Source organism: Herbaspirillum lusitanum (genome assembly GCF_026127345.1).
GTDB classification, from domain to species: Bacteria; Pseudomonadota; Gammaproteobacteria; order Burkholderiales; family Burkholderiaceae_D; genus Herbaspirillum; species Herbaspirillum lusitanum.
In genome coordinates this window covers 95,218-108,359 of sequence record NZ_QXFG01000003.1, presented here as the reverse complement: position 1 = coordinate 108,359, position 13,142 = coordinate 95,218, and the positions used below count along the sequence as shown (strand labels likewise).

13 protein-coding genes are annotated in these 13,142 nt (G+C 62.3%); all 13 read right to left on the bottom strand.

The features are described 5' to 3' along the window. Positions 1–16: 16 nt before the first annotated feature. Entirely contained in the window at positions 17–976 is a 960-nt protein-coding gene (locus DXT88_RS01715; protein WP_265211264.1) for an aspartate carbamoyltransferase catalytic subunit, read from the bottom strand. Next, a complete protein-coding gene (pyrR, locus tag DXT88_RS01710) occupies positions 969–1,487 on the bottom strand; it encodes a bifunctional pyr operon transcriptional regulator/uracil phosphoribosyltransferase PyrR (RefSeq protein WP_265211261.1) in 519 nt (172 codons plus the stop codon). The genes DXT88_RS01715 and pyrR overlap by 8 nt, the downstream gene beginning before the upstream one ends. Then, complete coding sequence (ruvX, locus tag DXT88_RS01705) at positions 1,474–1,866, bottom strand: Holliday junction resolvase RuvX (RefSeq protein ID WP_016834336.1); 393 nt, start codon at positions 1,864–1,866, stop codon at positions 1,474–1,476. The genes pyrR and ruvX overlap by 14 nt, the downstream gene beginning before the upstream one ends. Before the next feature lie 10 nt (positions 1,867–1,876). Beyond that, positions 1,877–2,575 (bottom strand): YqgE/AlgH family protein, encoded by a 699-nt coding sequence (locus DXT88_RS01700; RefSeq protein ID WP_016834335.1) that lies wholly within the window; start codon positions 2,573–2,575, stop codon positions 1,877–1,879. Between the two features lie 10 nt (positions 2,576–2,585). Next, positions 2,586–4,004 (bottom strand): amidohydrolase family protein, encoded by a 1,419-nt coding sequence (locus tag DXT88_RS01695; RefSeq protein ID WP_265211259.1) that lies wholly within the window; start codon positions 4,002–4,004, stop codon positions 2,586–2,588. A 27-nt stretch (positions 4,005–4,031) separates the two neighbouring features. Further along, entirely contained in the window at positions 4,032–4,823 is a 792-nt protein-coding gene (locus DXT88_RS01690) for an ABC transporter permease (RefSeq protein ID WP_265211258.1), read from the bottom strand. Next, a complete protein-coding gene (locus DXT88_RS01685; RefSeq protein WP_265211257.1) occupies positions 4,804–5,688 on the bottom strand; it encodes an ABC transporter ATP-binding protein in 885 nt (294 codons plus the stop codon). Before DXT88_RS01685 ends, DXT88_RS01690 begins: the two co-directional genes overlap by 20 nt. A 15-nt stretch (positions 5,689–5,703) precedes the next feature. Further along, positions 5,704–6,729: an aromatic ring-hydroxylating dioxygenase subunit alpha gene (locus DXT88_RS01680; RefSeq protein ID WP_016834331.1), complete on the bottom strand. Its 1,026-nt coding sequence runs from the start codon at positions 6,727–6,729 to the stop codon at positions 5,704–5,706. 112 nt (positions 6,730–6,841) lie between these two features. Then, on the bottom strand, positions 6,842–7,837 hold the full coding sequence (locus DXT88_RS01675; protein WP_265211256.1) for an isopenicillin N synthase family dioxygenase: 996 nt from the start codon (positions 7,835–7,837) through the stop codon (positions 6,842–6,844). An 85-nt stretch (positions 7,838–7,922) separates the two neighbouring features. Further along, on the bottom strand, positions 7,923–8,912 hold the full coding sequence (locus DXT88_RS01670) for an ABC transporter substrate-binding protein (protein ID WP_016834329.1): 990 nt from the start codon (positions 8,910–8,912) through the stop codon (positions 7,923–7,925). A gap of 40 nt (positions 8,913–8,952) precedes the next feature. Beyond that, positions 8,953–9,966 (bottom strand): PDR/VanB family oxidoreductase, encoded by a 1,014-nt coding sequence (locus DXT88_RS01665; RefSeq protein ID WP_265211254.1) that lies wholly within the window; start codon positions 9,964–9,966, stop codon positions 8,953–8,955. 459 nt (positions 9,967–10,425) lie between these two features. Beyond that, entirely contained in the window at positions 10,426–11,310 is an 885-nt protein-coding gene (locus tag DXT88_RS01660; protein ID WP_265211253.1) for a dienelactone hydrolase family protein, read from the bottom strand. 169 nt (positions 11,311–11,479) lie between these two features. Further along, positions 11,480–13,132 (bottom strand): methyl-accepting chemotaxis protein, encoded by a 1,653-nt coding sequence (locus DXT88_RS01655; protein ID WP_265211252.1) that lies wholly within the window; start codon positions 13,130–13,132, stop codon positions 11,480–11,482. Positions 13,133–13,142 lie beyond the last annotated feature (10 nt).

Sequence of the window (13,142 nt, the reverse complement as noted above, 5' to 3'; positions counted from 1 at the left end):
TTGAATTCGTTGTTGCTTAGTTGCCTGCGACGATGCTCATCACCGCCATGCGCACCGCGATGCCGAAGGTCACCTGCGGCAGGATCACGGCTTGCGATCCGTCCGCCACGGCGGAGTCGATCTCGACGCCGCGGTTCATCGGGCCCGGGTGCATCACGATGGCGTCCGGCTTGGCCAGCGCCAGGCGTTCCGGCGTGAGGCCGTAGCTCTTGAAGAACTCCTGCGCCGATGGCAGCAAGGCGCCGCTCATGCGTTCGTTCTGCAGGCGCAGCATGATGATGACGTCGACGTCCTTCAAGCCTTCTTCCATGTTGTGGAAGACGCGCACGCCCATCTGTTCGAGACCGCTCGGCAGCAGGGTGCGCGGGCCGATGGCGCGCACTTCCGGCACGCCCAGCGTGGTCAGGCCGTGGATGTCGGAACGCGCCACGCGGCTGTGCAGGATGTCGCCGACGATGGCCACGCGCAGGTTGGTGAAATCCTTCTTGTAGTGACGGATCGTGTACATGTCCAGCAAGCCCTGCGTCGGATGCGCATGGCGGCCGTCGCCGGCGTTGACCACGTGCACGTGCGACTGCTTTGTATCGATCAAGTGCTTGGCGATCAGGTAAGGCGCGCCCGATTGCGAATGGCGCACCACGAACATGTCGGCGTGCATCGCCGCCAGGTTGTCGATGGTGTCGAGCAGCGACTCGCCCTTGCTGGCGCTCGAAGCAGAAATGTTGAGGTTGATCACGTCAGCCGACAGGCGCTTGGAGGCGATCTCGAAGGTGGTGCGGGTGCGCGTGGAGTTTTCGAAGAACAGGTTGAACACGCTCTTGCCGCGCATCAGCGGCACCTTTTTCACTTCGCGGTCGCCGATACTGACGAAGGACGACGCAGTGTCGAGGATGTTGGTGATGATCGCTTTGGGCAGACCTTCGATGGTCAGCAGATGTTGCAGTTCGCCGTTCTTGTTCAGTTGTGGATTAAGCATGGACCACCGTCAGGGAAAATCGGCCGTCGTCGGCGCGTTGCAGTTGCAGGGATTGATCGTCGGCGAGCGCAATCGTCTCGGCCAGGAAGTCGGCGGCGATCGGCAGCTCGCGGCCGCCGCGGTCGACCAGCGCCGCCAGCAGGATGCGCGCCGGACGGCCGTAGTCGAACAGTTCATTGATCGCGGCGCGCGTGGTGCGGCCGGTGTAGAGCACGTCGTCGACCAGCACGATGGTGGCGCCTTCAACGTCGAAACCGATCTGGCTGGGCTTGACGTCGGCGCGCAGGCCCTTCTCGGCGAAGTCGTCGCGATAGAACGAAACGTCGATGAAGCCGAGCCGGTCGTCCAGTTGCAGCTCTTTGGCGAGGCGTTCTGCCAGCCAGGCGCCGCCGGAATGGATGCCGACGATGGCGACCTGTTCGGCGCCTTGCAAACCGGCTTTGACCTGCTGCGCCAGCCTGGCGTACAGCGCTTCCGCATCGAGCGGTAAGGAAAGGTTAGTTGTGCTCATGGGTATCGTCAAAATATTGCTGCAAAATGATGGCGGCGGCCTCGGCGTCGATATGCTCGCCGCGGCGCTGTTCGATGACGGCCGACGAATAGCGTTCGTCCACCAGCACCGTTTCGACGCCGAAGCGTCCGTGCAATTGATTGGCGAAGCGGCGGCAGCGTACCGTCATTTCATGCTCGGCGCCGTCCGGATGGCTGGGCAGGCCGACGATGCAGCGTGCCGGCGTCCACTCGCTGATCAGCTTGCCGAGCTCGGCGAACTTGGCGTCGTTGGTGGCGGCGCTGATGATGGTGAGCGGCTGGGCTTGCTTGATCAGGGTATTGCCGATTGCCACGCCGATGCGCTTTAAGCCGAAGTCGAAGGCCAGGAGCGTTTCCACGACGTCCCGTTCAGGCGCGGCCGAAATCGCCGCTGAGCATGACCGGGTCGATGCCCAGCAAGGCCAGCGCAGCAGTGAAGCGCTGCTCCACCGGCAAGTCGAAAATGATGGCGGGGTCGGCCTTGACCGTGAGCCAGCCGTTGCGACCGAGTTCTTCTTCCAGCTGGCCGGCGCTCCAGCCCGAACAACCGAGGCTGACCAGCACCTGTTCCGGGCCGTCGCCATGCGCGACCGCTTCCAGCACGTCCTTGGAGGTGGTCAGAGAAATGCCCTCGGTCACCTGCAGGGTCGACGAAAACTGGTCCATCGCGCTATGCAGCACGAAGCCGCGCTCGACCTGCACCGGGCCGCCGAACATGACCTGGCTGCGGTACAGCCCGGGCTTGGCTTCGGGCGTGTCGTGGATGATTTCCAGCTTGAGATTGATGCGGTCGAACAGGACATCCATGGTCATGTCGGTCGGCTTGTTGATGACCACGCCGAGCGCGCCGTTCTGGTTGTGTTCGCACAGATAGACGACGGTGCCGCCAAAAACCGGGTCCAGCATTGACGGCATTGCTATCAGGAAATGATCGGTCAGGTCGAGCTCGGCCTTGAGCGGTGCGGCTTTTTCCTGACTGGCAATGATATCGGAGGATTCCGGCGCCAGGGCTGCAGCGTCGGAAGGGGTGGCGGGAGGGGCATTGCGTCGCTTGATCATGCCCGCCATTTTAGCAGTTTTAGCGCTGCACCCCAAGGCGTCGGGTGGCGGCGCGCGCCTCGCGGCCCAGCGCCTCCAGATCGACGCCCGCGATGATGTCGTCCTCGACCACCGCCCTGCCGGCCACGTACAAGGCCTTCAGGAAGGGACGGCCGCCTGCCACCACGGGCCCCAGAGCCGGATCGTGCAAGCCGAAATAGCGCGGGTCGTCGAGGCGGTACAAGGCGATGTCGGCCTGTTGCCCCACCCGCAAGCCATCGAGGTCGCCAAGGCCGAGCACCCGCGCGCCGCCGGTGCTGCCCCAGCGCACCACGTCTTCCACCGTCGCCGCATCGGCGCCGCCTTCGAACTTGCCGCCCGCATACGACGGCGTCGCTTCCTGGCCGCGCCGCGCACGTTGCATCAGCCAGGCCGCATGGGTCTCCGACAGCATGTCGGCCGCCTCGTTGGAGGCCGCGCCGTCGACGCCGATGGAGACCGGCACGCCGGCCTCCTCGAGTTGTCGGATCGGCGCGATGCCGCTGCCAAGCCGGCCATTGCTTTGCGGGCAATGGGCGATACCGGTGCCGGTCTTGCCGAGCAAAGCGATTTCCGAGGCATCGAGTTTGACCAGATGAGCGAACCAGACATCGCTGCCGAGCCAGTCGCAGCGCTCGGCGAATTCCACCGGCGTGCATCCGTGCTTGCCGTGCGCGGTGTCCTGGTAACCCACGGTTTCCGAAAGATGGCTGTGCAGACGCACGCCGGCCCGGCGCGCGAATCCTGCCATGGTGCGCAGCTCTTCCGGCGTCGCCGAATACAGCGGCGTGGTCGGCGCCATCACGACGCGGCGCATCGCCGCCGGGGATGGATCGTGGTAGAGCTTGATCAGACGCTCCATGTCGCCCAGATAGCCGTCCAGCGTCTCGGGACGCAATGCCGCCGGCAATTCAGCCTCCAGCTGACGCGTCTGCGTCGCGCCGCCGCGGCACAGCACGAAGCGCAAGCCGAGCGCTTCAGCTTCTTCGAACAGAATCGCCGAGGTGTCGTAGGGCATGCCGGGGTAGTACAGGTAATTGTGATCGGCCACGGTGCCGCAACCGGAACGCATCAGCTCCACCAGCCCGATGCGCGCCGCCAGGCGGAACAGCTTCTCATCGAACCTGGCGCGATAGCGATACGGCGTTGCCGCCAGCCACGGCGTCAGTGAGGCGTTGATGCCCGCCGGGTCGCCCTTGAGCATGGACTGGAACAAATGGTGATGCGTATTCACCCACGACGGATACGCGATGCAATCCGTGGCGTCGACTATCGCCTCACCCGGCAGCGGCGACAGCTTGCCGATGGCGCCGATGACGCCGTCAACCACGCGGATGTCCGGTCCGGCATGACGGGCCGCCGCGCCGGGCAATCCGGTCATGATGGCGTCGATGTTGCTGATCAAGAAAGAAGTCGTCATTGTCTGCATATTCGTCTGCATATTCATTTAACCCATTTCGCTTTCATGCCATCCGGCCAGCGCCACGCGCGACAAAGCCATCATGGCGAGGAACAACACGATCCCGGTCACGGTAATCAGGAACAGCGCTGCAAACAAGCGCGGAATATTCAGCTGAAAACCCGCCTGCAGAATCTGATACGCCAACCCTGACCCGGTGCCGCCGGTGCCGGCGACGAACTCCGCCACTACCGCACCGATCAGCGCCAACCCGCTGGAAATCCGCAAGCCGCCGAAAAAGTACGGCAAAGCGCTCGGGATGCGCAGCCGGCGCAGGGTCTGCCAGCGCGACGCCTTGTTCAGCTTGAACAGGTTGAGCAATCCGGGATTGACGCTGCGCAGTCCCAGCGTGGTATTCGAGATGATCGGGAACAGCGCCATGATCGTCGCACAAATCACCAGTGCGAAGGTCGGTTCCTTGACCCAGATGATGATCAGCGGCGCGATGGCGACAATCGGCGTCACCTGCAGGATGATTGCATACGGGAAGAAACTGACCTCGATGAAACGGCTCTGCACGAACACAAATGCAATCGCCACGCCCAGCAGCACCGACAGCACGAAGGCCATGAAGGTGATCTTCAGCGTTACCAGCAGCGAGTCGGACAACAAACCCCAATCCGCCGCCAGCGTCTTGGCAATCACCAATGGCGTCGGCACCAGATAGACCGGCACCTCCAGCACCGTGCAGATCAGCTGCCACGCCAGCAGCAACACCACGCCGATCATCAACGGCGCAGCAACGCGCAAGAATCCGGGATTAGTGATGAGCGGAGTCATGCGCCCCTCCTTCTTGATTTTCTTGATTGGCCAGCGTCAGGTAATCGGACAGGATCTTGCAATAGCCCATGAATTCCGGCGAGATGCGAAAAGCATCGTCGCGCATGCCGCCGGCTCCCGGCGCCTCGATCGGTACATCGGCAATCACGCGTCCCGGCCGCGCCGCCATCACCACCACGCGGCTCGACAGATATACGGCCTCGTAAATGCTGTGCGTGACGAACACCACGGTCAGGTCTTGCTGGCTCCAGATCTTGCGCAGGTCGGCGTCGAGCTTGTTGCGCGTGAACTCGTCGAGCGCGCCGAAGGGTTCATCCATCAGCAACAGGTTCGGCCGCGTCGCCAGCGCGCGCGCAATCGAAGCACGCATCTGCATGCCGCCCGACAACTCGCGCGGATAAGCATCATGAAAACGATCCAGTCCCACTAGCTTGAGGGAATCCTGTACACGCACGTCGCTGTCGGCGCGCGGCATATGCTTGAGATCGAGCGGCAGTCGCACGTTCTGTTCCACCGATGCCCAAGGCATCAGCGTCGCTTCCTGGAACACCATCGCCAGCGTGCGATCCGGCGTGCCCACCGTCGCCAGATTCTTGCCCCACCAACGGATGTGGCCGTGCGAAGGCTCTTCCAGCCCGGCGAACATTTTCAGCAGCGTACTCTTGCCGCAGCCGGACGGACCCAGCAGCGAGACGAACTCGCCACGCCGGATGTCCAGCCTCACCTCGTCCAGCGCGCGGGTGCCGTTGCGATAAGTCTTCTCTACCCGCTGTGCGCTCAGCACCGCATCAGTGACAGCTGCCGAATCGGCAACGCCCTGCTCCCAGGCCGCCAGTTGCGGCATTGCGTGATCGTCTCGTTTCATCATTGCTCCCGGCCTCTAGTCTTTGCTGCGGAAAACTTCGGATTCGCCATGCTCTTCCAGCAACTGCAACAGCATGCGACGCATGATCAGACCCGGTCGGTCGGACGCCATGTGGAATTCCTGCTTGCGGCGCACGTCGATGCAGGCGTCGGGATCGGTGGCCTCCAGGATCTCGCGGTCTTCCACCAGAATCGGCGCGTCCCAGGCAATCAGGTCGGCCTCGGCGCAGTCCTCTTCCGTGTCGTTGCGGTACAGCCATTGCGCCAGCATGATGGACCCGTCGTCGATCGGCGTGGCGCAGTTGTAGATGATGTGGTGGCGGCCCGAGCTCGGATACTGGCAACCGAAGCGGCGCGAGAACGGCAGATACCAGCGGTTGAACATGTGGCGCATGGTGGTGTCGTCGGTGGTGCCGGTGACGCGGTAGCTGGCTGGTACGTTCTTGATCGGCACCAGGGTTTCCGCCTCGAAGCCGTAATCGGTTTCGTTGATCTCGTACTTCTCCGGCTTGGGCTGGTCGTACAGGCCGAAGGTGCCGCGATGCACGTAGCTGAAATGGGAATTGTCGAAGGAGTTTTCCATCATGCGCAGCGCGCTGGTTTCCCACCGTTCATAGAACTGGAAGATGCGGCGGTAACCCGGCGTGGTTTCTTCCGGAAAGAACGGAATGTCGCGCAGCGGTTTCTCCAGCGCCACCCACACGTAGCCGTAGCGCTCTTCGCAGTAATACGACTGCACCATCGCGCCGGCCGGCACCGAGCCGTCGGCGTTTTGCGGCACGCGCACGCAGGCGCCGGCGCAGTCGAAGGTCCAGCCGTGATAGCCGCAGACGATGTTGCCGTTGTCGACAAAACCTTTCGACAGTTTCGCGGTGCGGTGGCAGCAACGATCCTGCAAGGCTGCCGGCTTGCCCGGCGACTTGAGCCAGACGACGATATTCTCGCCCAGCAGCGTGAAAGGTTTCGGGCCATCTTCCAGCATGGCAATCGGCATGACTGCGTACCAAAACTTGCGCAAGACTTTTTGTTTCGTAACCAGCATGATGCAACTCCTTTAAAACCAGCCCTGTCTTGCTCCTGCTACTGCTCCAGCAGAGACATGGCCGAGCAGCCGGCGCGCCATCATGGTCGCCTTCGCCGCGAATCCAATCAAATCACGACGCCGCAGCCAGTACGCTGGCGGCGCCGAAAGTTTCCCGCACTTTCTGCGCGAGGTAGTCGCCGATGGTGCACGGCGCATGGCGCGCCGGATGCTCGTCGGAACAGCAGGACGGCAGGCACGACACCGTCACCGCGTGGTCGCCGTCCATGAAAAACGGCAGCGAATAGCGCGGCGCGGGGTTGTCGTTGCGCACGCGATGCGCGTTGCTGTGATAGATGTCGTTGCTCCAGCGCTGCAGCAAGTCGCCGATGTTGACCACGAAGCTGCCGGGTATCGGCGTCGCACGCACCCAAGCGCCGTCGGCATTGCGCACTTCGAGGCCGCCGATGTCGTCTTGCGCGAGGATGGTGACGAGTCCCCAATCGGTATGCGCACCGGCGCCGATCTGGTTGTGCTGGGCGTCGGCGGGCTGCGGCGGATAGTGCAGCATGCGCTGTGTCGCGATCGGCGTGCCGAGTGCGAAATTGAAGAAGTCCTCGGGCAGTTGCAGCGACAGCGCAATGATCGCCAGCAACCGCTGGGACAGCGTGCTCATGGCGGCATGATATTGCTGCGCATGCGCGCGCATGCCGGGCAACTCCTGCGGCCAGAGATTGTGACCGTAGCGCAGCACGCCTTGCTGCACATAGGGATGATCAGACGGCAGGTCGGTGCCGAATTGGAAGCCTTCCTTGAGATCGGTCGGGCCGTCGTCAAGCGCCTGCGTGCCGATACGTTCATAGCCGAAACCGGCCGGCGACAGGGACATGTCGACCCCGCGCTTCACCGCATCCGGCGCCGCGAAGAAACGGCGCGCCCAGTCGAACTGTCCATCGACCAGGCTTTGCGGCACGCCGTGATTGACCAGGTAAAAGAAACCGACATCGCGGGCGATCTTGTGGATCTCCCAGGCGACGGCTTCACGCTTGCCTGGATCGTTTGAAAACGCATCGGCGAAATCGATGACCGGCAGGCGCTGCGCGGTCTTGGGTGGTGTGTAGAGAATCATGGCGTCCTCACGCATGAACTTCGGACATCCGGTCTGCATCAACAAGCGATGCAGGCCGCCAGGCAATGATCAAATCATCGGGACATCAAGGCATCACATGCATGTCTTTGACGAACTGCGTGGTGTACGCCTTGTGCCAGTCGACATCGGCCTTCAGCAAACCGGTGGCGACCATGGTTTCGTAGGTCTTCTTCCAGCGTTCGTCGGTCATGATGCCGATGCCTTGCTTGGCGGCATCGCCACCGGTGACGACTTTCAGTTCCTTGAGCTTCCTGACCGCGTATGCCAGTTGCTCGTCGCCCATTTCCTTGTTGTCTTTTTTGATCAGCGCGTTACCCGCAGACGGATCTTCCAGATAGCTCTTCCAGCCTTCGGCGGTGGCCTTGACGAAGCGCTTCACCAGATCAGGCTTGGTCGCCACCATCTTTTGCAGCGTGATGATGGTGGTGCCGTAAGGCGGATAACCTTCTTGCGCGAACAGGAAGAAATTGGCCTTGGCGCCGGACTTTTCCGCCTGGAACAATTCCGACGATGGATAAGCCTGCTGTACGGTGTTCGGATCGGCGAAGAACGGTTGCAGGTTGAAGGTATAGGCCTTCGATTGGGCGTCGGTGTAGCCGTACCTGGCTTTCAACCACGGCCACCAGCTCGATTGTCCGGAGCCGGCCACGAGAATCGTCTTGTCCTTCAGCGCACCGAGATTAGCTACGTCGGCGTGGGTCATCATGCCTTGCAGATCGGACTGAAAAGAGGTGCCGACCGTCACCAGCGGCAAGCCCTGCTCGATGCCCTTCAGTACGGTGAAGTCGTAGCCCATGCTGAAGTCGGCCTGGCCGGCCACCAGGATTTGCATGTTGTTGACCTGCGGACCGCCCATCTTGATGGTGACGTCCATGCCGTACTTCTTGTAGATGCCTTTGGCGACGGCCTGATAGAAGCCGCCGTGTTCGGCCTGCGCGTACCAGTTGCTCAGGACGGTGACCTTTTCCTGCGCCTGCACGCCGGCTGCTGCCTGCAACGCCAGTGCGCCTGCCAGTGCTGCGGCAATGCGGATGAGGGATGTTCGCTTGCTCATGGCCTTCCTTTCAGGTGGGTTGTTGTACTTCAATCGAAAATCAGATATCCAGCACGAGGCGTTCGCTGCGGCAGCGCGATACGCAAGGCATCAGGCATTGGTTGGAGGCCCGTTCCTTTTCCGTCAGCACGCTGTCGCGGTGATCAGGAACGCCTGCCAGCACCGCGGTTTGACAGCTGCCGCAAAATCCCTCGCCGCACGAAGTGCCGATCTGCACACCGGCTGCCGCAGCAACGGCAACAATGCTTTGCCCCGGCTGCACCATGCAGCGCACGCCGGCGCGTTGCAGCACGAGTTCGAATACGCGGTCTTGCGTTGCGGGCGCATCGCTTGCCGGCGTCGCGGCGGCGAACAGTTCGAAGTGCACGTCGGCGTCGCGCCAGCCAAGTTGCGCAGCCTGCTCGCGCACCTGTGCAATGAACGGCGCCGGACCGCAGATATACAAAGGAGTTATGCGCGGCAACAGGGCCAGCCTGGCGGCAACGACGACACCGACATCGTCCGCATTCAGGCCAAAACGGAAGTGGCAGAGTCCGGCCATGGCCGGCTGCGACAAGGGGGAGAGGAAGGCGGCGTGCTCCACGCTGCGCGCGAAGTAGTGCAGTTGCGCGGCCCGTCCGCGATACAGCAAGTCGGCTGCCATGGCGTAAATCGGCGTGATGCCGATGCCGGCCGCAAACAGCGCGACGGGATGTTCGCTGTCGTGCAAAGGAAAGGCGTTGACCGGCGCGCCGACGAGCAGTTGCGTGCCGACGCCGGCTTGTTCGTGCAGCCAGGCCGAGCCGCCGCGCGATGCCGCCTCGCGCTTGACCGCGATGCGATAGAAGCTGTCCTCGCCGGGCATGTTGCACAGGGAATAGCAACGCTCCAGCCCACCGGGCAGCGACAGCTTGATATGCGCGCCGGGCGTCCACGCCGGCAGGCGGCGCGCATCCTCTGCAGCGAGGTCGAAGACGCGGATATCGCGGCCATCTTCACGGATGGCCGCCACGCGCAAGTTCAGCAGCGCAGCGGTTTGCGCCGCCGTCATGAAAGCGTCGCGCACGGTCGTCATCGCGAGCCCCCGTGAAGAAGCAACGGCGCAGCACGGCGTGGAGAATATTCAGGAGAAAAGGAACTGCCGCAGAGCGCGGCGGGGGAAATATGGCTTGAGCAGCATGAGTGCGGAGAGGGGCGCAGCATTTCTCGTGTCCTATAAATTCACAGGTGCCACCGGTTCATTCCGATGGCGTCACGAGCAATGCCCCACAGTCGATGGTATTTGGATCGACGGCTAGCCGCTTCTACTCAATCTTCAAACTAGCAATCTGCGTGCCATGTCCGGCAGATAAGAGATACACGCTTTTTGTTGCCGGACAAATAAAAAGAGGACGGAAAAATCCGTCCTCAGTGCAAGCAGTTGATCCAAATCAGTGCGGGCATCCCCAAAAACTGGCGCAGGCATGGCGTGAACCCGTCGGGCCGCCCCTACTCGCTCGCACTGGCTCGTACTGGCTATACATACATATTGGGATCAGACCACGCCGTGCGACTTGAACCATTCCACCGCACGCTTCCAGCCTTCCTTGGCATCCGCCTCGACATAGCTCGGACGATAGTCGGCGTTGAAGGCGTGACCCGAATTCGGGAACACCACGAACTCCGACTTGTTGCCGGTCTTGGCCAGCGCTTCCTTCATCTGCTCTACGGTCGCCACCGGAATGCCGCCGTCCTTGCCGCCGTACAAGCCGAGCACCGGCGCTTTCAGGGTCGGCGCGATGTCGATCGGATGCTGCGGCTGCAGCGCCGATTTCTCCCCGACGATGCGGCCGTACCATGCGGCGCCGGCCTTGATCTTCGGGTTACGCGCGCTGTAGAGCCAGACGATGCGGCCGCCCCAGCAAAAGCCGTTGATGCCGATCTTGTCCGGATTGCCGCCATTCTGGCCGGCCCATGCCACATAAGCGTCAAGGTCGCCGAACACTTGCTCGTCGGGCACCTTGGAGATGATTTCCTTGTTCAGTTCGGCAATGGTCGGATACGCCGCCGGATTGCCCTGACGCACGAAGAAGTCCGGTGCAATCGCCAGGTAGCCGAGTTTGGCGAAGCGGCGCGCGATGTCGGCGATGTGCTCATGCACGCCGAAGATTTCGGAAATCACCAGGATCACCGGCAGGTTGGTCTTGCCTTCCGGCTGCGCGCGATAGGCCGGCACTTTCTGGCCGTTGACGGTCACGCTGACTTCGCCGGCGGTCAGGCCGACCGTGTCGGTCTTGATCATGGTCTGCGCGCAGACCGGCAACACGGCGGCGGCGAAGCCGGTGCCCAGTGCGGTCTTGATGAAAGTGCGGCGATTGCCGGCGTCGAGCAGGCCGGTCGTGCCCGCCAGGCTGTCTACATCGTTCTTCAGATCGTTCATGAGATTCTCCAGGAGTCGGAAGTGCGCAAAAAAGGGATGAAACCGGCTGAGACAAAAAACGCGGCCTGCCTGGCAATGAAGGCAGGCAGGCCGTGTCGATGGCGTCTTGGCTAAAAGATCAACTGAACTACCGAAAGCATTCTACAAGAGACAAGACTTGCACTACTTGTTACGCCGTCACCGCACCCGGCAATTCCGGATGCATGGGCGTGATATCGATGGTTCGCTGCGTTGGCGGCGGCGCGTTCAGTTGACGAGCATCCAGCTTGAACACGCTGACCAGCGCGGTCAGGTTGGCGGCCTGGTCCTGCAGCGACTGCGCCGCAGCGGCGGCTTGCTCGACCAGCGCGGCGTTCTGCTGGGTCATGTCGTCGATCTGGATGATTGCTTCGTTGACTTGTTCGATGCCGCTGCTCTGCTCGCTGTTGGCGCTGGTGATTTCGGACATGACGTCGGTGACGCGGCGGATGCTGGTGACGATGTCGTGCATGGTCACGCCGGCCTGCTCGACCAGCTTGCTGCCGTTCTCGACCTTGCCGACGGAGTCGCCGATGAGCACCTTGATTTCCTTGGCGGCGCTGGCCGAACGCTGGGCCAGGCTGCGCACTTCCGACGCCACCACGGCAAAGCCGCGACCTTGCTCGCCGGCGCGGGCGGCTTCGACCGCTGCGTTCAGCGCGAGGATATTGGTCTGGAAGGCGATGCCGTCGATCACGCTGATGATGTCGACCACCTTTTGCGACGAGGCATTGATTGATTCCATGGTCTGCACCACCTGCGACACGATGCTGCCGCCCTGCACCGCGACGTCGGACGCGGCGACAGCGAGCTGGTTGGCCTGCTGTGCATTTTCGGCGTTTTGCTTGACGGTGGAATTAAGTTGTTCCATCGACGAGGCGGTTTCTTCGAGCGAGCCGGCCTGCTGTTCGGTGCGCGACGACAGGTCGAGATTGCCGCGCGCGATTTCAGTGGAAGCGGTGCTGATGGTTTCGGAACCGACGCGCACCTGCGTGACGATGGCGGCGAGCTTGTCGCGCATGCCTTTCATCGCCATCAGCAGGCTGTCCTTGTCGCCCGGTTTGGTTTCGATGTGCACGGCGAGGTCGCCGTCGGCGATCTGGCCGGCGATCGCCACCGCGTAGTCAGGCTCGCCACCGAGTTTCTTCAGCAGGTTGCGCGTGATCCACGCCGCCGCAATCAGCGCAGTGATGATGCCGACGGCGCTGGTGATCAGCATCAGCCAGCGTGCGGCGGTGTAGGCGCTGGTGCTGGCCTGCGAGGCGTCGGTGTTGAGGCGGTCTTCGACTGCCACCAGTGCGGACAACTCGGTCTGCCATTTCTTTTGCACCGGCAGGTAGTCGTCCTTGAGGAATTGCGCCAGCTCATAGGCTTCGCGCTTGAGGCCGAGATCGACGGCCTGGTCGATCAGCTTGTGCGCGATGTCGCCCTGCGCCTTGATCTTCTGGATGGCCGCCTTCTTCTCGGCAACCGCACCGGCGTCCTTGTCGAACATGCTGCGCAGCTTCTGCTCCGAGGCCTGGTATTTTTGTGTTTGCGCCTTGATGTAATTGGCTTCTTTTTCGATGTCGTCGGCGCCGCCTTGCAGCATCAGGTTGCGCAGCGAGATGGAGCGTTCGGAAACGGTCCCCATCATTTCATTGACCAGTTTGGTCTCCGGGTTGTTGACCTCGACCACATCGAGGAACCGGCGCTGCATCTGGTCCATGTTGTACAGACCGAACGCCGTCACTGCGATCAGCAGCAACACCACCCACGCGAACCCCAGCCCCAGCCGTGTCCCCACCTTCATCCCTGCAACCATTGACGCCTCC

What these genes read in the sequence shown, in the direction of transcription:
- DXT88_RS01715 (WP_265211264.1), bottom strand. Translation starts at nt 976, where the DNA reads ATGCTTAATCCACAACTGAACAAGAACGGCGAACTGCAACATCTGCTG.
- pyrR (WP_265211261.1), bottom strand. Translation starts at nt 1,487, where the DNA reads ATGAGCACAACTAACCTTTCCTTACCGCTCGATGCGGAAGCGCTGTAC.
- DXT88_RS01700 (WP_016834335.1), bottom strand. Translation starts at nt 2,575, where the DNA reads ATGGCGGGCATGATCAAGCGACGCAATGCCCCTCCCGCCACCCCTTCC.
- DXT88_RS01695 (WP_265211259.1), bottom strand. Translation starts at nt 4,004, where the DNA reads ATGACGACTTCTTTCTTGATCAGCAACATCGACGCCATCATGACCGGA.
- DXT88_RS01690 (WP_265211258.1), bottom strand. Translation starts at nt 4,823, where the DNA reads ATGACTCCGCTCATCACTAATCCCGGATTCTTGCGCGTTGCTGCGCCG.
- DXT88_RS01685 (WP_265211257.1), bottom strand. Translation starts at nt 5,688, where the DNA reads ATGAAACGAGACGATCACGCAATGCCGCAACTGGCGGCCTGGGAGCAG.
- DXT88_RS01680 (WP_016834331.1), bottom strand. Translation starts at nt 6,729, where the DNA reads ATGCTGGTTACGAAACAAAAAGTCTTGCGCAAGTTTTGGTACGCAGTC.
- DXT88_RS01675 (WP_265211256.1), bottom strand. Translation starts at nt 7,837, where the DNA reads ATGATTCTCTACACACCACCCAAGACCGCGCAGCGCCTGCCGGTCATC.
- DXT88_RS01670 (WP_016834329.1), bottom strand. Translation starts at nt 8,912, where the DNA reads ATGAGCAAGCGAACATCCCTCATCCGCATTGCCGCAGCACTGGCAGGC.
- DXT88_RS01665 (WP_265211254.1), bottom strand. Translation starts at nt 9,966, where the DNA reads ATGACGACCGTGCGCGACGCTTTCATGACGGCGGCGCAAACCGCTGCG.
- DXT88_RS01660 (WP_265211253.1), bottom strand. Translation starts at nt 11,310, where the DNA reads ATGAACGATCTGAAGAACGATGTAGACAGCCTGGCGGGCACGACCGGC.
- DXT88_RS01655 (WP_265211252.1), bottom strand. Translation starts at nt 13,132, where the DNA reads ATGGTTGCAGGGATGAAGGTGGGGACACGGCTGGGGCTGGGGTTCGCG.